Source organism: Actinospica sp. (assembly GCF_035552695.1).
Classification (GTDB): domain Bacteria; phylum Actinomycetota; class Actinomycetes; order Streptomycetales; family Catenulisporaceae; genus Actinospica.
The window spans coordinates 14,651-33,448 of sequence record NZ_DASZKT010000188.1 but is presented as its reverse complement, the minus strand read 5'-3'; the positions used below and the strand labels follow the sequence as shown (position 1 = coordinate 33,448).

The window sequence follows — 18,798 nt, the reverse complement described above, 5'->3', positions numbered from 1 at the left end:
CACCAGGAGGTGCGAGTATGAAGTTATCTGACATCACCGAGTTCAAGGCGGTCGCGGTGCGGATTCGAACCGCGCCGGCCTCGTCGGCCGGACTATGCCACGAAGTATCCGCAACCTGCGCACCGATGATGTCAAGCCTCTGTGTCCCTGCTCGGAACAGGCACCACCGTATCGCAACCCCGGCCAGACGCCACGGGAATATCGGAGTGCTGCCCCCGGCACTCAACCACGGCGCCCGGCGTCGCCACCCGTTGCACACGCCTCACCTCGGCACCCCGGCGCCCTTGTCGATGCGCTCGGACGCTGGCCGACGTCGCCATCGCGATCGGCTGAGCCGACTCGCCGAGTTCTGGGCCGGAGTCGTGAGCGCTGGCCTATGCCCGCGCTCAATGCATAACGATGCACAACGGGCGAGACGTCGCTCCGGGGGGCAGAGCTCGCCGAGCTTCACTCGATCGAGCGATAGCCGCGACTCGCCGCTGGATGACACGCTGGTAGTAGATCCGTAGGGCGAGTAGCTACGAGATGGCACGGTCCGACACGGGAGCGATCGGATCGAGACAGATGACGGCGGAAAACGGCGTGAACTTGCTTTCACGCAAATAACGATTCGCCTCTCGGACGCTTAATTTGACCACATTTGTTCGTTTTGTCGGGTAGATCTGAGTCCCTGTCAGGCGCATTCCCGCGGGTCAGAATTATTAGGGGTATGGGCTCGGCACGATACGCCGCCTCCTGGCGCCGGCCCCGCCGCGGGTGCGCGCCGACCCGTCACGGAAAACATTCCTGAGTACCCAGGCCGACGGTTTGTTGGCCACAGACTTCTTCCATGTCGACACGGTCAATCTCCGCAGGCTCTATGGGGCATCATCAACGAGTATCAGAGGGCTGTCTGAAAGGCTCGGTGAAGTACCGGGTCAAAGGCGGTGGCGAGTTTTGGCATAGTAAACGCTGTTCCTCGGGAGCTGTTCGCTCGCCCAGTGGGCAAGAGCGAAGCCGAGATACGCGTTGGGACGCGGCCTGGTTATCGGTCGACGGCGGCGTGCGCGAGGGAGAGCAGGTCTTGCAGGTCGTTGGCGGCTTCGAGGGCGCAGGCGCCGGCGAGAGCGAGTAGGGCGAGGCAGGCGGCGAGTATCAGTGCACTGGTGCGTGGGGCGGGGGCGAGCAGGGCGGCGACGCGGCGGGGGACCGGGCCCGCGCCGGCAAGCGGCATCCCTGCGTCACGGCTGAAGACGGCTCCGAGGGCGAGCAGTCCGCTGCGGCGGGGCCGGGTGTGCTTGGCCGCGATGGCTGCCGTGGCGATGGCGGTGGCGACCTGGCGGCGGTCGCCGAGGTCTCGGGCGGCGTACTCGTCTGACCAGCGTTCAACGGTGTAGTCGACCGCTCCGGCAAGGGGGCGCAGCAGCGGGTTGGCGACCGCGGCCAGGCGGGCGGCGGTGGTGTAGATGTAGTGACGTCCGGTCAGGTGGGCGTGTTCGTGGGCGAGCAGGGCCCGGCGTCCGGGCTCGTCGAGTGCGTCGAGCATGCCGGTGGAGACCACGATGCGACCGGGACGTCCGGGAACGGTGTAGGCGTCGGCCGCCGCGTCCGGGGTGATGACGAGGTTCTGGTCGCCGGGCAGATGGCGGGCGTGGCGGAAGGCGTCGAGCAGGGCTTGGGCGCGGAGAACGACGAACGTCGTGCTCGCCAGCAGAGCAGTACCGAACAGGATGCCCGCGGCCAGCGCGATACTGCCTGAGGTCGAGTCGCCGCTGGCGACGACTGCGGTGGACCAGTGCCCAAGGTGGGCGAGGATGGGGACGCGCACGAGCGCGGCCATCGCGAGCAGGCCGAGGGCGCCGCAGCTCGTGGCGGCGAGGATGACCGCGGCGAGTGCGAGCAGCCAGGTGGCGTAGCGCGGGTGCAGGCGTGCGGTGGCCGCCCTGGCCAGCGGCACCGCGGCCAGCGGGAAGAGGAGGGTGAGATAGACGAATATGCGCACGGACTATCCCTGTCCGCCCTCGGTGGCGGGCGTCTCGCGGGTGTCGAGGACGGTGCGCAGCAGTTGTTCGTCGTTATCTGACAGGTCCTTGACGAACCTGGAGAGCACCGCGCGCCGGTCTCTGGCGGCGTCGAGCATGGCCGAGAGCCGCCGGGCGGCCAGGCCCGCCTCGTCGGCCGCCGGCGCGTAGCGGTAGGCGCGTCCGTCGCGTTCGCGGGTGAGCGCGTTCTTCTCGTACAGCCGGGTCAGGATCGTGACGACCGTGGTGTACGCGGGCTCGTCCGACCCGGTTTCGCCATGTGCGATCAGCCGTTCGCGCACCTGGGCGGGGTGGAGCGGTTCGCCCGCCTCCCACAGCACGTCGAGGACGGCTGCTTCGAGGGTTCCGGGGGCGCGGCGCGGCGCGCGTGCGCCCGGATCGCGCCGCACCTTGCGCGCTGACGTCATCCGCCGCTCCATTCCGATCGGAGGCCATCGAGTGGCTCAGGGCTCGGCAACTCTACGCAATTGTAGATTTCCCGGCCCGGGTTCGGTCACCGGCTCCGTTCAGGCTCAATGACCTCGGCGGAGGGGCGCCCGGAGGCGGCGGCCGGGGGCTTCGGCGCGGCCGTGAGCAACGGGCGCAAGGGCGTGGACTCCAGCGCCCGGACGAGGCGGATGAGCGGGCGGCGGACCAGGAGCCAGCCGCCGAGCACGATCAGAGTGCTGAGGAAGATCGCGGCGGCCACGTCGTGCGGGTAGTGCTGTCCGAGGTAGACCCGGGAGAAGCCTTCGAGCAGGGCGAGCACCGCCGCGGCAACGCCGAGCCGGCGGTCGACCAGCCACAGCCCGGCCGCGAGGGCGACGGCCACGGTGGTGTGGTCGGACGGGAAGGAATAGTCGGTCAGCCCGGGGCAGGCCTGGACCGTGGCCACGTGGATGGCGAGGCAGGGCCTGGACTCGTGGAAGACCTGCTTGAGGCCGAGCCCGCAGCCGATCGCGATCACGGTGCCGATCCCGAGCCACGCCACGGCGGCCGTCGCCGCCCGGTCGGTGCGGGCGCGCGCCGTCCACCAGGCGTAGAGCGCGATCAGGGCGAGCAGGCCGAACGAGGCGCTCGTGTAGAGCGTCATGGGGCCCTGCAGCCAGGCGGTGTGCTGGGCGAATGCGGTGATCGAGCGGTACCAGCCGTCGTCGGCGGTGGTGACCGTGGAGGCGGCAGGGGCGGCGAGCGCAAGGATCATGGGCTTCGGTCGTCTCTTCTCGCGGCGGGTCTCGTGCACTTCCCGGGCACTCGGTGCGGGCGAGGGCAGCGCGCACCAGGGCAACTACAAGGATGTAGAAGTTGGCCCGAGTGTAGACGAACGCGGGTGGCCAGGCGAATGCCGAGTGTCTTCCGAGTGAACCACGCAGGTCGCGGGGTTCTGTGGCAGACTGCGCCGCAGTCACCGGCCCGTGGACCCCGGGCTGCTCCGTATCGCAGAACTACTACACGCGCATAGAAGAAATCTTGGCGCGGACCGACCGTGAGGCAGGCGCAGTGGATCCGTTCTCCGCGAACTCGCTGCTGAGTGCGGCGGGGCCGCACGCGGCCGCCACTGTTCGCGGTGCTGCTGATCGAGCCGGCACGCGCTCGCCCTGGTCGGCCTGGGCATCTATGTACTGCTCACCCGCGCGCTCTCACACTCATCCTAGGTCCGGCGTCATCGCTGCCGCGGTGCGGGCGAAGAAAGCGCGGGCGGAGATTAGCAGCAACACCGGCACGCCGATGTCCGCGATCAGGCTGCGCACCAGCAGTGTGTGGTCGTGTGCGGCGGTCGTGACGCTGTATCCGATCGTCGCGATCAGCACGGCCCAGCAGGCGAACCACGCCCAGCGCTCCCCGCGCCGGAACGGGATGAGCACCAGGAGCAGGAAGAGCAGGGCGAAGTTCAGGACGTGCAGCGCATAGCCGTGCTCCCCGGGCGTGATGTACCGGGCGGTGCCCTGGGCCGAGGATGTCAGGGCACGTCAGTATCCTGCGCGACGCGCTGGCTGAGAAGGGGCCCGGGCGCAGCGCGTGAACCACGCGCTGCGCCGTGCTGTCCCTAGTGTTCGGACAAGATGTGCCGAGCCTCGCGCGCCGCGTAGTACACCAGCACGTATCCCGCCAGCGGGTCGGCCCACCACCAGCCCAGGCCGATGTTCAGGACCAATCCGACCAGCACGGCCACGGCGAGGATCCCGTCGACGAGGGTGACCCTGCCCTCGGTCTTGAGAACCGGGTTCTCGAGTGCGGCGCCGGTGCGCGCCTTACCCGCAGCGAGCGCGAACATCACCGCCGCGGTCACCGCCGTCCACGCGATGCCGAGGACCGAGTGCTTCGGGTGGTACCCGATCGAGAGCACGATCGTGGACTGCACGAGCAGATAGAGCGCCAGAACGACGAACGCGGCGCCGATCAGGCTCAGTGCTCGGCGCTGCCGCTCCTCGCCACGGCCGGCCAGCTCCCAGACAACCACAATGGACGCGCCGATCTCCACCAGCGAGTCCAGACCGAACCCGGCCAAAGCCACCGAACGCGCGCTGATCGCAGCGATCACGAGGACCACCACGCCCACCACATTCCATGCCAGTGTGGTGTATTCCAAGGTGAAGCCTCGCTTGAGCAGTGCCGGGCGCATGCGGTCGGGAGCAGTGGTCACCGGCAGATCATGCCACGCTGAATTGGACACCCCACGCCCTGGTCGAACCGGGCCCATCGGCATGATCGACTCTGTTATCGAGCCCGACGGGTCGGACCCGATCCCCTCGGCGACGACCCGTCAACATGCGCCGGATACCCCGCCCCCACGACCGATGACAGTGGGTAGGCGCGGAGATACACTCGGAACACCTTTGGACGTTCGGCGGCGTGATGACCACGGAGTACCTGCGCGGCGAGGTGCTGCTGCTCCTGGAGTGGGCGCAGCGCGTGGCGCCGTGTTGCCGTGGGGCGGAAAATGCCGTGACGGCGCTGAGTCGCGAGGCGCAGTCGGGTCCGGTCGATGATCTCTCGTGGGTTCTGGAACGCGCTGTGCCGATCGTCGAGGCGTGGTGCTGGGATTCCTTGGCCGCGGGTGACGCTGCGGTCTTCCGCCGTCGCTGCCAGGTGGCCGCCGCGCTCTACGACTTCGGGATCTGCTCTAATCTGCTGGCCCGCCGCGGCGCCGAGAGCCCGGGCGCATCCTCAACGATCTGGAGAAACGGAGCCTGGCCATGACCACCGAGTCCGTGCAGCAGCCTTCCGAGGCCCAGATCGCGGTGCACTGGCGGGAGGAGGAGTACTTCTACCCGCCCGCCTCCTTCATCGCGCAGGCCAACGGCACCGATCCGGGATTGTTCGACCGGTTCTCGCTGGAGAACTTTCCGGAGTGCTTCAAGGAGTACGCGGACCTGCTGGACTGGGACGCCTACTGGCACACCACCTTGGACACGTCCAATCCGCCGTTCTGGAAGTGGTTCGTCGGCGGACGCCTGAACGCCTGCGTCAACTGCGTCGACCGGCACCTGCCGTCCCGCGCGAACCAGGCGGCGCTGATCTGGGTCCCGGAACCGGAGACCGAGGCGACCGCGGCGATCACGTATCGGGAGCTGTGGCGACGGGTCAACGAGTTCGCGGCGCTGCTCAAGGGTTTCGCCGGGGTGGAAACCGGCGACCGGGTCACCTTCCACCTGCCGATGGTGCCGGAGTTGCCGGTCTCGATGCTCGCCTGCGCCCGGCTCGGCGTGATCCACTCCGAGGTGTTCGGAGGGTTCTCCGGCCCCGCGTGCGGCGGGCGGATCGCGGATTCCGGCAGCAAGATCCTGGTGACGATCGACGGCTACTACCGCGGCGGCGAGCTGATCGACCACAAGGCCAAGGCCGACGAGGCGGTCGCGACCGCGCGCGAGCAGGGCGTGGAGATCGAAAAGGTCCTGGTGTGGCGGCGGCACCCCGGCGTCTACAGCTCGAAAACGCCCATGGTCGAGGGCCGCGACTTCTTCGTCGACGAGATCCTGCCCGAGTACCGCGACGCGCTGGTCGATCCGGTCTCGATGCCGGCCGAGGCGCCGCTGTTTCTGATGTACACCTCCGGGACCACCGGCAAGCCCAAGGGCTGCCAGCACTCCACCGGCGGCTACCTGGCGTATGTCGCCGGGACCTCGAAGTACTACCAGGACATCCACCCGGACGACACGTACTGGTGCTTCGCCGACATCGGCTGGATCACCGGGCACTCCTACATCGTCTACGGCCCGCTCTCCCTGGGCACGACGTCCGTGATGTACGAGGGCGCACCCACCTATCCGGATCCCGGCCGGCCGTGGCGGATCGCCGAACGTCTGGGTGTCACCACGTTCCACACCGCGCCGACCACGATCAGGATGCTGCGGAAGCTGGGGCCGGACGAGCCCGCGAAGTACGACTACCGGTTCAAGCACATGACCACGGTGGGCGAGCCGATCGAGCCGGAGGTGTGGCGCTGGTACCACCAGGTGGTCGGCAAGGGCCAGGCGGTGATCGTGGACACGTGGTGGCAGACCGAGAACGGCGGTTTCCTCGGCTCGACCATGCCGGCGCTCCAGCCGATGAAGCCGGGCAGCTGCGGCCCCGGCGTGCTGGGCATCCACCCGGTGATCTACGACGAGAACGGCGAGGAGGTCCCGGCCGGGTCCGGCAAGGCGGGCAACATCTGCATCCGCAACCCGTGGCCCGGCATCTTCGAGACCATCTGGGGTCAGCCGGAGCGGTTCGTGCAGACGTACTACGCCAAGTACAACCGCGACCCGAAGTCCACCGACTGGCTTGACTGGCCGTATCTGGCCGGCGACGGCGCGGTCCAAGCCGCCGACGGCTACTTCCGGATCCTCGGCCGCGTCGACGACGTGATCAACGTGGCCGGGCACCGGCTGGGCACCAAGGAGCTGGAATCGGCGACCCTGACCGTTGAGGAGATCGCGGAGGCCGCCGCGGTCCCGGTCATCGACGAGCTGCGCGGCCGGGCGGTGGAGATGTACGTCGCGCTCAAGCCGGGACTTACCCCGGCAGTCGATGAGATCGAGGCGAAGGTCACCGCCGCGATCGAGCGGGAGATCGGCAAGATCGCCCGGCCGAAGAACGTGTGGATCGTCCCGGACATGCCCAAGACCCGATCCGGCAAGATCATGCGCCGGGTGATCGCCGCGGTCTCCAACTTCACCGACATCGGCGACGTCACCACCCTGGCCAACCCGGAGATCGTCGAGTCCATCCAACACAAGGTCCAGGCCGCGAAGCTCGAACGCGGCCAGAGCCCGATCGAACTGACCCCCGAGCAGATCGCCGAGATCCAGGCCTTCGGCAGCGTTGAATAAGCCCGCCGATGCTCGGGCTCGTTTGGAATCCGTCGCGCCCCAACCGGGCTCGGCTTGAGTTGCGGATGCCCAGACCGAGGCTGAGCCCGGGGCAGTTCTCGTGCGGGAGCATCCGGGCCAGATCTCGCCGGTGGCGCACCAGGTAGTTGGCGAGCTCCGGTGGGCCCAGGTCGGTCAGCCCCGGTTCAGGCGGCGGCATCGTCAAGGCTGTTCGCGCGCTCGACACCGTGGTTGGTCGCGGCATCGTTCATCGGGATCAGGAGGCTGTAGTCGCCGTCATAGCGTCGGTAGAGCAGGCGGGCTTGGCCGGTGGCGGGGTCGGCGAACAGCAGGAACGGCAGCAGCGTCGTGTCCAGGCGCGCGGCGGCCGCGGCGGGCACCAACTCCGGCGCCGCCTTCGTGTCCGCGACCAGGGGCAGGTCGGCGGTGTGCGGTGGCGCGGTCCGCCGGACAAACGCGACGCGGTAGCCGAGTGGTCCGCCTCGATAGATTGAGCGGCGACACCGCTCTCGGCCACGCCCTGGCCTACGCCCGCGCCGTCGAGGACGCTGCCGGCATCACCGTGCCCCAGCGCGCCGAGGCCGCCGCGCCCTGCTGCTCGAACTCGAACGCCTGCACAACCACGCCACCGACATCGGCATCGCAGAAGGCTGGCGCGGCACCATCGTGCACCGCATCGAGACCGCCCCCGACGGAACCCTGGACCGCGTGAAAATCGTCGACCCCTCATTCCTGAACTGGCCCGCCCTCCCGGTCGCCCTCCAAGGAGCGATCGTCCCGGACTTCCCCCTGGCCAACAAGAGCTTCAACCTCTCCTACGCCGGCAACGACCTCTAGCCGCCAGCCGCCGCGCCGGTGGCGCAGCCTACCCGCCTTCCCCCGGGCTGGTCGGCGCCTGCAGTTCGGCGAGCAGTTCGCGCCGATCGGTCAAAAGGTCGGTCAGGATCCGGCGCGCGGCGAGCATCAACTCGGACACATCCGCCCCCGCGAGCGCGTAGACGACGGTCGAGCCCTCCCGGGTCGCGGTCACGATCCCGTAGCGGCGCAGCACGGCGAGCTGCTGGGAGAGGCTGGAGGCCTCGATCTCGATCTCGGCGAGCAGGTCGCGCACCGCCTTCGGCCCCTCGCACAACAGCTCCAGGACCCGGATGCGCACCGGATGCGCGAGAGTGCGGAAGAACTCCGCCTTCGCCTGATACAACGGTACCGACACCGCTACCACCTCTCCAGCCACCAGCGCGAGGCCCGGCACGGTGCGCGCGACCCTTCCCGGCGCCCGGCGCCCCCGACTCCGGCCGGTTCCGGCCGCTCCCGCGCCCGTGAAGCAGTTCCATCATGTAGCAAACTGAAGAGTTCTTCAACCGCTACGCCGGGCCACCACCCATCGCCACGCCGCGGCGCGCGGCGTGGCTCACGTGCCCGCCGCGCCGTGTCCGGCGGATGCCGGTGCTGCTCCGGATGCGCACCACTTTGTTGAATGCCTATCGGAGAACTCCCGGCTCGTCTCTCAGCGACGCGAGGCTGACGCCCGCCACGCTCGCAAGCAGACAGCGACAGACAGAAAACGCGGCCGGATCGACACCAACCACGACGTGGCCCGCCAGGTCAGTGTTCGGCGACCGAGCCGGCGTTCCACGACTGGCCTGATCACGTCTCGAGACTGTTGACGGCCGCCCACAGACGCGCCTATAGTCAACGTATCAATTGATAAAGGGAGTAGTTGATAAGCATGGCGGTTGACGACACGGAGGAACGACTGGACCGCGCGTTCACCGCGCTCGGCGATCCCGTCCGGCGCGCGCTCGTCGCCCGCCTCTCTCGCGGCGACGCGACCGTTAACGAACTCGCCGCACCTTTCACGATCACCAAGCAGGCGGTCTCCCGGCACATCCACGTGTTGGAGGTGGCGGGCCTGATCACCCGCAGCAAGGACGCCCAGCGGCGTCCCTGCCACCTGAACGCGGCCGCGTTAGAGGAGCTGACCAGCTGGATCGACACATACCGGCTGGAGATCGAGCGGCGCTACCGCAGACTCGACGCGGTCCTGGACACCATGGAGGAGCAGGAGAAATGAACGAGACCACGATCACCGCCCGGCCCGGGACCCCGTTTATCGAGGTAGTCCGCGAGTTCGACGCGCGCCGCGAGCGGGTGTTCCGGGCGTGGACCGACCCCGAACTGGTGGCGCAGTGGCTCGGCCCGCGGGGCCTGACGATGAAGCTGTTCGAGTTCGACGCAAAACCCGGCGGCAGCTACCACTACAGCCACGCCGACGAGCACGGCGAGTACGGCTTCCGCGGCGTCTTCCACAACGTGATCCCAGACGAGCTGATCATCCAGACATTCGAATACGACGGCGCGCCGAACCAGGTCAGCCTGGACACGACGACGTTCGAAGACCTTGTCGGTGGCCGCACCCGGGTGCACGGCCGCAGCATTTACACGAGCGTCGAGCACCGCGACGCGATGATCGCCAGCGGCATGGAGCACGGCCTGCGCGAGTCGATGCAGCGCCTGGAGGAGGTGCTGGCACGATGACCGGCCAAGTGATCGTCGATATCACGATGTCGCTCGACGGATACGTGACCGCGCCCGGCGCGGACGTCGACCACGGGCTCGGCGTCAACGGCGAGCCGCTGCACGCCTGGGTGTTCTCCGGCGCGCCCGAGGACGGCGAGATCCTCGACGACATGACCGCACGCACCGGCGCCGTGATCATGGGCCGCCGGTTGTTCGACGTCGTCGACGCCCCGCACGGCTGGAACGAATCGATCGGCTACGGTGCGGACCGCAACGCGCCACCACCGGTGTTCGTGCTCACCCACCAGGCACCGCAGACCTGGCGGCTCGGCGACCGCTTCACCTTCGTCACCGACGGGCTGCGCAGCGCCCTGGACCAGGCCCGCGCGGCGGCAGGCGAGAAGGACGTCGTGGTCATGGGCGGCGGTGCGGTCTGTTACGAGTTCCTCGCCGCGGACTTGGCGGACATCCTGAACATCCATCTCTCACCGATCGTGCTCGGCGGCGGGACGAGGCTGTTCCCGGCACACGACGCGAAAAGGCTTCGGCTGGAGCAGATCGACATCGTGTCCACCCCCTCGGCCCACCACCTCTCATACCGGGTGATCACCTGAGCCGACCGAAGGCTCGTACCGGTCCGCACATGCGGCGAGCGCCCAGCCGGACACATTTCGGCAGGGAGCCCCACTCAAAGCCTGGGGAGATCCATCGAGCAGATCCGGCCTGCACGGTGAGCACGAACTGGGGAAAATCAAAGAGGCTCATCAGCGCCAGGGCGTAATGCCCGTCGAAGCGGCGGCGAAGTAGACTGCCCGGCCACTCTCGTGGTCATCGAAGAACAGGTGGGGCATCCGCTCCATTGCCTTCACGGCGCCGTGGCCACGCCGGGCCCGGGGCGCGCGGCTCGGGTAGTGCCGAGGGTCCCTAGTATTTCCGAGTTGAATAATTCTTCAGCTCGCTACATGATGGAGCCGTTCTGGGGCCGGGATCCGTTGCCGCCCTGCACCACGCGGAAGGGCTTCATGGACCCCGACATCGCCGGGCTGCGCCGGCGCCTGGACCGTGCCTCGCGCGTGCTGTACTTCGCCGAGGCCGCCGGGGACGAGAGCGCAGCGAGGCTCGCCGGCATGGTTCTGGCCGAACTGCTGGATCAGGCCGAGCAGTACGGCATCGATACAGCACCTTGCTCCATCCGAGCCCCGCGCCCCGGCCCGCGCGCGGCGGGCAGGCCCGCGTGAGCCTGCAGTGGCGCTACGAGCGGCTGGACGACCTCGGGGTCTTCGCGCTCACCGGGCGTCTGGACACCGACACCGCCCCGTGGTTCGCCGGCGCGCTCACCTGGCCGCTCTCCCGCGGCACCGGCCCGGTCATCCTGGACCTGACCGCCCTCGACGGCTGGGACGACGCGGGCCGCCAGGCGATCTCCACGGCCGCGCGCCGCCTGGCCACCAGCGCCCGGCAACTCGAGATCGCCGCCGCCCCACCCGACCTCGCACGCTCCGTCACCGGCGACCCGCGCGCGCCGATCACCATCCACCCCGACTTGGCCAGTGCGCTTCGCGCCCACGGCGCCGTCGCCCCCGATCCCGGCGGGCGCCGCGTCTGGCAAACGACCGACTGGCCCGCCGCCGAGCCGACGGAACACACCTGACGCGCGACCCTCGGTCAGAGACTGCTGGTACGCCGAACCCGCCCAACACCGAGTATGTAATTGAAGAACCCTTCACTTCGTCATATCCTGGCGCCGGGGCGGGAAGGCCCATCCCCGGCGCCGCTCCCACACCCCTTGCGAGGCACGATGCGCTGCATGATCGCCGGATACCCCTTCGACCTGGAGACGCGCGAGGTGGAAGCCGCCATGCGCGGCGTCGAGCCCGAGCCGATCCGCGGCGCGTGCGCCCAGATCAGCGGCCGCTGGTACCCCGTCATGCAGATCGGTGCGAAGGTCACCGGCCAAGACCGGCGCGACTTCACCAGCGCGGAGGTCTACCGAGCGCTGATCAGCCTCGGCCTGCCCTGTCGACCCACGCCTCCCGCGGCGTCCTGACACGCGCGTCGGCCCGACCCGGAACAGGAGACCGGCATGCCAGGGCACAGCGGCCCGAACGAAGCTGCGCGGCACGGCGCCTGCACCCCGCCAGCCCACGAGAACGCAGAGATCTACGAAACACTGCGCACCGTGCTGAGCGAGAAATTCGACATCGAGCCCGCGCGCGTCGGCCCCGAGGCGAGCCTCGAAGACCTCGGCCTCGACTACCTTGCAGCCGTCGAAGTACTCACCGAGCTTCAAGACGCTCGCCACCTGCCGGCGGGCCGGAGTCTGGTGCTACCGCCGGGCGCCACTCGCGCGCATCTCGTCGAGCAGTTCGGTACCGATGCCGACGCCCTTAAGTCTGACCCCTGATACACCGATACTCCAGTTAGACCAACGCCTGCCAAATCCGAGCCACAGATCGTCATCACCGCCCGGCCGCTGGAACCGCGACCGCTTGCCTCCGGCCAGCCGAATGGACTCACCACCGGGCACACCAGGACCACTGCCGGCAGTGCGATGAACAGCGCCTCTGCAAGCACGCTGGTCATAACCGAAGCCTTTCTGCGTGGCAGAGATCTCGCCTCCATCGAAGCGGATCGCCAAGGCTCCAGGCGCGCCGACCGGTGCGCAGAGCAGGTCAGCTTGCGCGGGTAGTGCAGATGCCCGTACGGACCTCGCCACGCGGCCCCGCTGACCAGAAGCGGCAGCCGGTAGGATTGCGGGTGGCGCCCGGAGGGTGCCGCCGGGTCCGCGGGGAAGGACTGAGTCCACCTCCGAATCACGACGCACGAGTCACTTATGGCCTCGTCGCGGTGATGCCTGCATGGATCGGCGCCGGCCTCGCGGACTGGTGGCATCACCGGCGCACCCGGATCGCGGATACGTCCGGCACCCGGGAGTCCGCGATTCTTTGCCTGATGATGGCGGAGGCCGCCGTGCCCACCATGCTGGGTCTGTTCTGCCAGGTCGATGCCGAAGTGCTGGCGACAGCGGGCGCGGCCGTCGCAGTGCGCGAGGCTATGGCGTGCGCGGATGTGGCCTTTGCGCAGTCTCGCTGCCGCGTCTCCCCGGGCGAGCAGCAGATCCACAACTTGCTCGAAGTCGTTCCGATGGCCGCGACCGCCCTACTCGTCGCCTTGCGCTGGGACCAGGCCGCGGCGCTGGCGGGCCGCGAGCGTGCGCGGCCGGACTTGCGCCTGCACGCCACGATGCGTGGGTGATCGCGATCAGGGCGTTCGGGTCGCCCCCGTAGTCCGTGCTCAGTCTCGTGCGCTCTTCGTCGTCCGGTAGCCTCGACCACCAGCCGTGCCGTCTTGAATGCCAGCGCCCGTCCCTCTTCCGGGCTGCCGGTGATCAGGCTGTTGCCGGGAACGAACTGGCCGTCGCGCACTTCGTTCTCCAGCTCCGCCGGTGCGAGACGCCTGGTAGAGTGTTGATATGCGTGACGCCTATCACGAGCAGCTCGATTCGGTCGGCCACACTCTGGTGGAGATGGCCGGGCTGGTCGGCCAGGCGCTTTCGCGCGCCACCCGTGCGCTACTCGACGCCGATCTCCCGAGCGCCGAGGCGGTGATCTCCGCCGACGATGCGGTCGATGCGCTGCACCGGGGTTTGGACGTGCGCACCCTGGATCTGATTGCGCGGCAGCAGCCGGTGGCCGGTGATCTGCGCACCCTGGTCGCCTCACTGCGGATGAGCGCGGATCTGGAGCGGATGGGGGATCTCGCGCGGCATATCGCGAAGGTGGCCCGGATGCGCTATCCGGAGTGCGCGGTGCCCGAGGATTTGCGGCCGACCTTCGCGCGGATGGGTGAGATCGGGGCCGAGCTGGCGGACAAGGTCGCGCGTATCGTCGAGGATCAGGACGTTGAGGCGGCCCGCATGCTCGAGCGGCAGGATGACGTGGTCGACCGGCTGCATCGCGCGGTGTTCAACGCGTTGTTGTCGAAGGAGACCGCGTACACGATCGAGGCGGCGATCGATGTGACGCTGCTGAGCCGCTACTACGAGCGGTTCGCCGACCACGCGGTCTCGGTCGCGCGCCGGCTGGTATTCCTGGTCACCGGCGGGGACGAATAGCCGTACGCGCCCTCGCGCGTTGTGCCGAACCGGTCCGTGCGCCGTCGGCGCAAGCCCTAGACGGGCGCCGTTGCGCGGGGGTGTGGGCGGGCCTGGTTCGTCTGCAGAACCGGAGCCGCGTGGCCGTGTTCCACACGCTGTAGACACGCCGAAAGCAACTCCCGAGCGCCCGCGATCTCGAACAGGTGTCGCAGCTGCTCGCTCGCGCCGACCACCTTGAACTCCCTGCCGTGTTCGCGGGCGGTCCGGTTCGCCTGGGCAAGCTCGTGCAGCCCGGCGCAGTCGCAGAACCCCACGTCCGATACATCGACCACCACCGACGCCAGTCCACGTTCCAGGCACTGCTCGAGCGCCCTGTGCAACACCGGTACGGCGGACAGGTCGATCTCCCCCCTCAGCGACAGCTCGGTTCCCTGAGCGGCTGACTCGATCCGCGCACGCAGCACACGGCACGTCATGACCTGGCGATTTACGATGTTCGAGGTGTTCACGGCGATAACCTCTTCTCGAAGACCGGGCTGCTGGAGGTGGACAACACCGCGCTGTCGAGTGGACGGGCCCGCGCTGTCGGACGTCGACGGGCCCGTAGGAGTAGCTTCACTCCCATCCGGATGGCTGTCAATCGACTCATGAGTTATTGCTCAGGTATCCGAGTCCGCGGTAGCGTCCCAAGAGTGAGATCGGCGAGCGCGGAAGGCAGTTGGACGATCCTGACCGGACACGGCCACGTGCTGGTCGAAATCGCCCGCAACCCCGAGGCCCGGGTCAAGGAGATCTGCCAGGCCGCGGGCATCACCGAGCGCACCGCACATGCGATCATCGCCGACCTGGAGAAGGCCGGCTACCTCGCCCGCACCCGCGCGGGCCGGCGCACCCGCTACGTCGTCAACCCGGACGCCCCCTTCCGCCACCACAGTCAGGACAGCTATCTCGTCGGCCCGCTGCTGCAAGTGCTCACCGCCCCGGGCACGGCGGCGCGCGAGCTTGATCCGGGCCATACGGACACCTGAGGACCCCGTGCTGTTCGAGAGCCGGTTCTGCCAAGATCGCCGGCCGGGGGGCGGGACGAGGTGAGCGGGGCAGACATGATCGGCCGAAGACTCCTGGAACGATTCGGGGCCGAGCTCACGGGCGCAGCAGCACCTTGATGGCACGGCGCTCGTCCATGGCCCGGTAGGCTTCGGCCGCCTGGTCGAGGGGCAGGGTCAGGTCGAAGACCTTGCCGGGATTGATCCGGCCGGCCAGCACATGGTCGATGAGCTCGGGCAGGACGGCGCGCACGGGGGCGGGGCCGCCGCGCAGGGCGACGTGCGAGTAGAACAGTTCCTGGCCGTCGATCTGCACGTCGTGCGGGACGCCGACGAATCCGACGTTGCCGCCGGGGCGGGTCGAGCGCAGTGCCTGCTGCATGGACTCCGCGGTACCAACGCATTCGAGCACTGAGTCCGCGCCGACGCCGTCGGTCAGCTCCCTGATCCGGGCGATGCCTTCCTCGCCGCGTTCGGTGACGATGTCGGTGGCGCCGAATTCGAGGGCGAGCGCTTGGCGAGAGGCGTGTCGGCTCATCGCGATGATGCGTCCGGCGCCGAGTTTCTTCGCGGCGATCACGCCGCACAGGCCGACTGCCCCGTCACCGACCACTGCGACGGTCGCGCCAGGCTTGACCTCGGCGGCCACGGCGGCGTACCAACCGGTGCCCATGACATCGGAGCAGGCCAGCAGGCTCGCGACCTGCTCTTCGCACGGTTCCTCGGGCAGGGCGACCAGGGTGCCGTCGGCCAGCGGGACCCGAAGGCGCTCGGCCTGGGCGCCGCCCACGAACTCCCGGTGCAGGCACGAGGTGTGGTAGCCGGCGCGGCAGTTCGGGCAGGTGTTGTCGGAGGCGAAGAAGGAGCCGATGACGTACTGGCCGGGCTTGATGTTCGCGACCTCGTCGCCGACCTCCTCGACGACGCCGAGGTACTCGTGCCCGATCGGGTGCGGTTCGTCCACCGGGTTGATGCCCCGGTAGTCCCACAGGTCCGAACCACACACGCAGGTCGCGACGATGCGCAGGATTGCGTCGGTGGGCTGGACCATGCTCGGGTCGGAGACGTTCTCCACCCGGATGTCCCCGGGCTTGGCGATGATCGTTGCGCGCATGGTGATCCTCTGCGTTCGTGCTGGATTCGGCTACGGGACTCGCGTGCTCTTGCGTCGGCCGTGGTACTCGGCGTCGGTGACGTGCTCGAGCCAGGTGTTCTCCGGGGCGCCGTCCGGACCGGGGTTCTCCCACAGGGCGAGGTGGATCATGAATTGGTCGGGGGCGGCGCCGTGCCAGTGTTCCTCGCCCGGCGGCGTGTAGACGATGTCGCCGGGGTGGGCCTCGACGATCTCGCCGCCGCGGGACTGGATCAGTGCGATGCCCTCGACGATGTACAGGGTCTGGCCCAGTCCATGCGAGTGCCACGCGGTGCGTGCACCGGGCGCGAACTTGACCATGTTGGCCCGCGCGCGGGAAGGCTCCTCGCCGCGGTAGATGACGTCGAACCAGGCGTCGCCGGTGAACATCTCGGCCGGGGCCTTCGTCGTCGGGGGCTGCTTGAGCAGTTCCATGCCGCGCTCTCTCTTGTCGATCTGGTGTCGGTTGGTGTGCGCCTGCTGACCATAGGACCGGAGGCGGCGGCGATGAGGGAGTCCGCGCTGTGAGGGGTACCGGCAGGGACCCTCAAGCGACCGGGCACGCCAAGGAGCCGCCCGGAACTCGGAAGCTGAGTGGCGAGGTGGCATCTTGAGCGATGCTCGTACTACGACGCTCGCGCTACGACGCGGGCTGTACTGGGGCGACGGTCAGGTTGCCCGCTCGGTCTCGGCGGCTTGCGTGTCTTCCTCGGCAGCGGTGGCGCACCAGCTGGCCAGCAGCTTGAGCCCGTCCTCGGCCGCACTGCCCGGCGCCGCGGTGTACGTCGCTATCTGCAGCCCGCTCTCGTCCGGAAGCAGCATCGTCTCGTGGTCGAGATCCAGGTCGCCGACCACCGGATGCCGGAACCGCTTCGTGCCGTCGCGGAAGACGTGCACGTCGTGTGCGCCCCACAGGACGCGGAAGGCGTCGCTGCGGGTGGAGAGTTCGCCGATCAGGTTCGACAGCTCCCGGTCGTAGGGGTTTTTAGCGGCCTCGACGCGCAGCGAGCCCACGACGATCCTCGCGATCCGCTCCCAGTCGCGGTGGAAGCGCCTGCCCGCGGGACTGAGGAAACAGAAGCGGGCCGAGTTCGCCCCGCAGGCGGGATCCGCGTACATCTCGGAGAACAGCGCACGTCCGAGGGTGTTGGCGGCCACGAAGTCGAACCGGTTGTTGCGTACGATCACCGGCACCGTCGGCATTGCGTCCAGCATCCGCTGCACCGTGGGCCGCACGCCCGACGCGGCGGGGCGGCGGCGGGCCCGGGCAGGTGGGGTGTTCGCGGCCCGTGCCAGGTCGTAGAGGTGTGCGCGCTCGGTCTCGTCGAGCCGCAAGGCCCGCGCGAGCGCGTCGAGGACACTGTCGGAGATCCCGCCGAGGCTGCCGCGCTCGAGCCGGGTGTAGTACTCGACGCTCACCCCGGCGAGTTGCGCCACCTCACCGCGACGCAGCCCGGCGACCCGACGCGTGCCGTACACGGGCAGACCGGCCTGCTCCGGCGTGATCCTGTCACGGCGGGTCTTCAAGAAATCGCGGATCTCCGCCCGGTTGTCCATACCTCAAGGCTATGCGCGAGCCGCCCTGCGTGGGGGACCCTGACAGTACCCCCACCGGCAGGGACTCCCGCGGCATGCCGACGAACGTTTGTCTGGATCTTGACGCACGCCAACGAGCGAAGGAGGCCCTCGATGCACCCCGCGCACGACTCCGGCCAGAAGGCCACGATCCCGAAGATCACGTTGAACGACGGTACGGCCATCCCCCGACTCGGCTTCGGCACGCTCCACGTGCAACCTGACCGCGAATCGTCCCCGGCGAACGTCGAGACGACCGCGAGTGTCGTCGGCATCGCCCTCGAAGCCGGCTACCGGCACATCGACACCGCGCAGGCCTACGGCAACGAGAGTGGCGTCGGCAGGGCGATCGCCACCAGCGGCATCCAACGGGAAGAGCTGTACATCACGAGCAAGCTCGCAAACCGCAACCACAGGCCGGACGACGTGCGGCGCTCCTTCGACCAGACGCTTGAAGACCTCGGCCTCGACCAGCTCGATCTCTTCCTGGTCCACTGGCCGCTGCCCACCCAGTACGACGGCGACTACGTCTCAACCTGGAAAGCCATCACCGGACTCGTCGCCGAGGGCCGCCTGCGTTCGGCAGGAGTGTCCAACTTCCAGCCCGAACACCTCGAGCGCATCGTCGCGGAGACCGGGATCGCGCCGGCGGTCAACCAGTTCGAGCTGCACCCGTACTTCACCAACCATGCCGCGTGCGCGGCATCGACGCGGCACGGCATAGCGATCGAAGCCCACAGCCCCCTCGGACACGACGGCAAGCCGCTCGCCGACGAGACGATCGCCGGTATCGCCGCTGCACGGCAGAAGACGAACGCGCAGATCATCCTGCGCTGGCACATTCAGCACGGCCACATCGTCATCCCGAAGTCATCCCGGCCCGAACGGATGCGGGAGAACCTCGACGTGTTCGACTTCGAACTGTCCGCCGAGGAGATCGCGTCGATCGACGCGCTCGACAAGGGCGCGAGCGGACGCTCCGGCCCGAACCCGGACACCTTCGACAACCTCCGCTTCTGATCCGGACCGGCATCGCGTCGGCTGCGGAATCGTTCGGGCGGGTCGGTCGCCGCGTGTGCGGCGATCGACCCGCCCAGCCGATTTCGCGCGATGC

Annotated in this window: 24 protein-coding genes and 1 pseudogene; 14 read left to right on the top strand and 11 right to left on the bottom strand. The window is 68.7% G+C overall.

Annotated features, from left to right (window positions below; all coding sequences use genetic code 11):
• Positions 1-1,024: 1,024 nt before the first annotated feature.
• The 5 genes from VG296_RS21900 to VG296_RS21880 form a co-directional block, all read right to left on the bottom strand.
• Complete coding sequence (locus VG296_RS21900; protein ID WP_325568518.1) at positions 1,025-1,981, bottom strand: M56 family metallopeptidase; 957 nt, start codon at positions 1,979-1,981, stop codon at positions 1,025-1,027.
• A gap of 3 nt (positions 1,982-1,984) precedes the next feature.
• The gene (locus tag VG296_RS21895; protein WP_325568516.1) at positions 1,985-2,428 is read right to left on the bottom strand and encodes a BlaI/MecI/CopY family transcriptional regulator; all 444 of its coding nucleotides are present in this window, start codon (positions 2,426-2,428) and stop codon (positions 1,985-1,987) included.
• A gap of 86 nt (positions 2,429-2,514) precedes the next feature.
• Complete coding sequence (locus VG296_RS21890) at positions 2,515-3,204, bottom strand: phosphatase PAP2 family protein (RefSeq protein ID WP_325568514.1); 690 nt, start codon at positions 3,202-3,204, stop codon at positions 2,515-2,517.
• Between the two features lie 442 nt (positions 3,205-3,646).
• A complete protein-coding gene (locus tag VG296_RS21885; protein ID WP_325568512.1) occupies positions 3,647-3,865 on the bottom strand; it encodes a hypothetical protein in 219 nt (72 codons plus the stop codon).
• Positions 3,866-4,047: 182 nt separating this feature from the next.
• Positions 4,048-4,644, bottom strand: coding sequence for a cation transporter (locus VG296_RS21880; RefSeq protein ID WP_325568510.1), 597 nt, complete (start codon positions 4,642-4,644; stop codon positions 4,048-4,050).
• Between the two features lie 209 nt (positions 4,645-4,853).
• Here VG296_RS21880 and VG296_RS21875 point away from each other — a divergent pair, with 209 nt between their 5' ends.
• Together VG296_RS21875 and acs are read left to right on the top strand one after the other, a co-directional pair.
• Positions 4,854-5,201 (top strand): hypothetical protein, encoded by a 348-nt coding sequence (locus VG296_RS21875; RefSeq protein WP_325568508.1) that lies wholly within the window; start codon positions 4,854-4,856, stop codon positions 5,199-5,201.
• A complete protein-coding gene (gene acs / locus VG296_RS21870; RefSeq protein WP_325568506.1) occupies positions 5,198-7,315 on the top strand; it encodes an acetate--CoA ligase in 2,118 nt (705 codons plus the stop codon). The genes VG296_RS21875 and acs overlap by 4 nt, the downstream gene beginning before the upstream one ends.
• Positions 7,316-7,500: 185 nt before the next feature.
• On the opposite strand, the gene VG296_RS21865 is transcribed toward acs, so the two are convergent.
• Entirely contained in the window at positions 7,501-7,695 is a 195-nt protein-coding gene (locus VG296_RS21865) for a sigma 54 modulation/S30EA ribosomal C-terminal domain-containing protein (protein ID WP_325568520.1), read from the bottom strand.
• Positions 7,696-7,948: 253 nt separating this feature from the next.
• Here VG296_RS21865 and VG296_RS21860 point away from each other — a divergent pair.
• Positions 7,949-8,152, top strand: a pseudogene (locus VG296_RS21860) (formate hydrogenase); the annotation flags it as partial.
• A gap of 28 nt (positions 8,153-8,180) precedes the next feature.
• Here VG296_RS21860 and VG296_RS21855 read toward each other — a convergent pair.
• On the bottom strand, positions 8,181-8,528 hold the full coding sequence (locus VG296_RS21855; protein ID WP_325568502.1) for a metalloregulator ArsR/SmtB family transcription factor: 348 nt from the start codon (positions 8,526-8,528) through the stop codon (positions 8,181-8,183).
• Between the two features lie 516 nt (positions 8,529-9,044).
• Here VG296_RS21855 and VG296_RS21850 point away from each other — a divergent pair.
• From VG296_RS21850 to phoU, 9 genes are all read left to right on the top strand, one after another.
• A complete protein-coding gene (locus tag VG296_RS21850) occupies positions 9,045-9,389 on the top strand; it encodes a metalloregulator ArsR/SmtB family transcription factor (protein WP_325568500.1) in 345 nt (114 codons plus the stop codon).
• Positions 9,386-9,853, top strand: a complete 468-nt coding sequence (locus VG296_RS21845; RefSeq protein ID WP_325568498.1) for an SRPBCC family protein — start codon at positions 9,386-9,388, stop codon at positions 9,851-9,853. Before VG296_RS21850 ends, VG296_RS21845 begins: the two co-directional genes overlap by 4 nt.
• Positions 9,850-10,449 carry a dihydrofolate reductase family protein gene (locus VG296_RS21840; RefSeq protein WP_325568496.1) on the top strand — a complete coding sequence of 200 codons (600 nt, stop codon included), beginning with the start codon at positions 9,850-9,852 and terminating at the stop codon, positions 10,447-10,449. The genes VG296_RS21845 and VG296_RS21840 overlap by 4 nt, the downstream gene beginning before the upstream one ends.
• Positions 10,450-10,797: 348 nt before the next feature.
• Positions 10,798-11,073, top strand: a complete 276-nt coding sequence (locus tag VG296_RS21835) for a hypothetical protein (RefSeq protein ID WP_325568494.1) — start codon at positions 10,798-10,800, stop codon at positions 11,071-11,073.
• A complete protein-coding gene (locus tag VG296_RS21830) occupies positions 11,070-11,486 on the top strand; it encodes an STAS domain-containing protein (RefSeq protein WP_325568492.1) in 417 nt (138 codons plus the stop codon). The genes VG296_RS21835 and VG296_RS21830 overlap by 4 nt, the downstream gene beginning before the upstream one ends.
• 156 nt (positions 11,487-11,642) lie before the next feature.
• Positions 11,643-11,882 (top strand): SCO5918 family protein, encoded by a 240-nt coding sequence (locus VG296_RS21825; protein ID WP_325568490.1) that lies wholly within the window; start codon positions 11,643-11,645, stop codon positions 11,880-11,882.
• 36 nt (positions 11,883-11,918) lie between these two features.
• Positions 11,919-12,239: a phosphopantetheine-binding protein gene (locus VG296_RS21820; protein WP_325568488.1), complete on the top strand. Its 321-nt coding sequence runs from the start codon at positions 11,919-11,921 to the stop codon at positions 12,237-12,239.
• A gap of 446 nt (positions 12,240-12,685) precedes the next feature.
• The gene (locus VG296_RS21815; protein ID WP_325568486.1) at positions 12,686-13,090 is read left to right on the top strand and encodes a hypothetical protein; all 405 of its coding nucleotides are present in this window, start codon (positions 12,686-12,688) and stop codon (positions 13,088-13,090) included.
• A gap of 217 nt (positions 13,091-13,307) precedes the next feature.
• Positions 13,308-13,949, top strand: a complete 642-nt coding sequence (gene phoU / locus VG296_RS21810; RefSeq protein ID WP_325568484.1) for a phosphate signaling complex protein PhoU — start codon at positions 13,308-13,310, stop codon at positions 13,947-13,949.
• 56 nt (positions 13,950-14,005) lie between these two features.
• Here the strand turns inward: phoU and VG296_RS21805 are convergent, their stop codons facing one another.
• A complete protein-coding gene (locus VG296_RS21805) occupies positions 14,006-14,440 on the bottom strand; it encodes an STAS domain-containing protein (protein ID WP_325568482.1) in 435 nt (144 codons plus the stop codon).
• Positions 14,441-14,623: 183 nt separating this feature from the next.
• Here VG296_RS21805 and VG296_RS21800 point away from each other — a divergent pair, with 183 nt between their 5' ends.
• Entirely contained in the window at positions 14,624-14,959 is a 336-nt protein-coding gene (locus VG296_RS21800; protein WP_325568480.1) for a helix-turn-helix domain-containing protein, read from the top strand.
• Between the two features lie 115 nt (positions 14,960-15,074).
• Here VG296_RS21800 and VG296_RS21795 read toward each other — a convergent pair whose 3' ends face one another.
• The 3 genes from VG296_RS21795 to VG296_RS21785 form a co-directional block, all read right to left on the bottom strand.
• The gene (locus tag VG296_RS21795) at positions 15,075-16,091 is read right to left on the bottom strand and encodes a zinc-dependent alcohol dehydrogenase family protein (protein ID WP_325568478.1); all 1,017 of its coding nucleotides are present in this window, start codon (positions 16,089-16,091) and stop codon (positions 15,075-15,077) included.
• A 30-nt stretch (positions 16,092-16,121) separates the two neighbouring features.
• The gene (locus VG296_RS21790) at positions 16,122-16,544 is read right to left on the bottom strand and encodes a (R)-mandelonitrile lyase (RefSeq protein WP_325568476.1); all 423 of its coding nucleotides are present in this window, start codon (positions 16,542-16,544) and stop codon (positions 16,122-16,124) included.
• A gap of 234 nt (positions 16,545-16,778) precedes the next feature.
• Complete coding sequence (locus VG296_RS21785) at positions 16,779-17,666, bottom strand: helix-turn-helix transcriptional regulator (protein ID WP_325568474.1); 888 nt, start codon at positions 17,664-17,666, stop codon at positions 16,779-16,781.
• Positions 17,667-17,798: 132 nt separating this feature from the next.
• On the opposite strand from VG296_RS21785, the gene VG296_RS21780 reads away from it, so the two are divergent.
• The gene (locus VG296_RS21780) at positions 17,799-18,704 is read left to right on the top strand and encodes an aldo/keto reductase (protein ID WP_325568472.1); all 906 of its coding nucleotides are present in this window, start codon (positions 17,799-17,801) and stop codon (positions 18,702-18,704) included.
• The last annotated feature ends 94 nt before the right edge of the window (positions 18,705-18,798 follow it).

Coding starts and splice junctions, on each gene's coding strand:
- VG296_RS21890 (WP_325568514.1), bottom strand. CDS start 3,204: ATGATCCTTGCGCTCGCCGCCCCTGCCGCCTCCACGGTCACCACCGCC.
- VG296_RS21790 (WP_325568476.1), bottom strand. CDS start 16,544: ATGGAACTGCTCAAGCAGCCCCCGACGACGAAGGCCCCGGCCGAGATG.
- VG296_RS21785 (WP_325568474.1), bottom strand. CDS start 17,666: ATGGACAACCGGGCGGAGATCCGCGATTTCTTGAAGACCCGCCGTGAC.
- VG296_RS21845 (WP_325568498.1), top strand. CDS start 9,386: ATGAACGAGACCACGATCACCGCCCGGCCCGGGACCCCGTTTATCGAG.
- VG296_RS21840 (WP_325568496.1), top strand. CDS start 9,850: ATGACCGGCCAAGTGATCGTCGATATCACGATGTCGCTCGACGGATAC.
- VG296_RS21820 (WP_325568488.1), top strand. CDS start 11,919: ATGCCAGGGCACAGCGGCCCGAACGAAGCTGCGCGGCACGGCGCCTGC.
- VG296_RS21780 (WP_325568472.1), top strand. CDS start 17,799: ATGCACCCCGCGCACGACTCCGGCCAGAAGGCCACGATCCCGAAGATC.
- VG296_RS21895 (WP_325568516.1), bottom strand. CDS start 2,428: ATGACGTCAGCGCGCAAGGTGCGGCGCGATCCGGGCGCACGCGCGCCG.
- VG296_RS21815 (WP_325568486.1), top strand. CDS start 12,686: ATGCCTGCATGGATCGGCGCCGGCCTCGCGGACTGGTGGCATCACCGG.
- acs (WP_325568506.1), top strand. CDS start 5,198: ATGACCACCGAGTCCGTGCAGCAGCCTTCCGAGGCCCAGATCGCGGTG.
- VG296_RS21795 (WP_325568478.1), bottom strand. CDS start 16,091: ATGCGCGCAACGATCATCGCCAAGCCCGGGGACATCCGGGTGGAGAAC.
- VG296_RS21825 (WP_325568490.1), top strand. CDS start 11,643: ATGATCGCCGGATACCCCTTCGACCTGGAGACGCGCGAGGTGGAAGCC.
- VG296_RS21850 (WP_325568500.1), top strand. CDS start 9,045: ATGGCGGTTGACGACACGGAGGAACGACTGGACCGCGCGTTCACCGCG.
- phoU (WP_325568484.1), top strand. CDS start 13,308: ATGCGTGACGCCTATCACGAGCAGCTCGATTCGGTCGGCCACACTCTG.
- VG296_RS21835 (WP_325568494.1), top strand. CDS start 10,798: ATGATGGAGCCGTTCTGGGGCCGGGATCCGTTGCCGCCCTGCACCACG.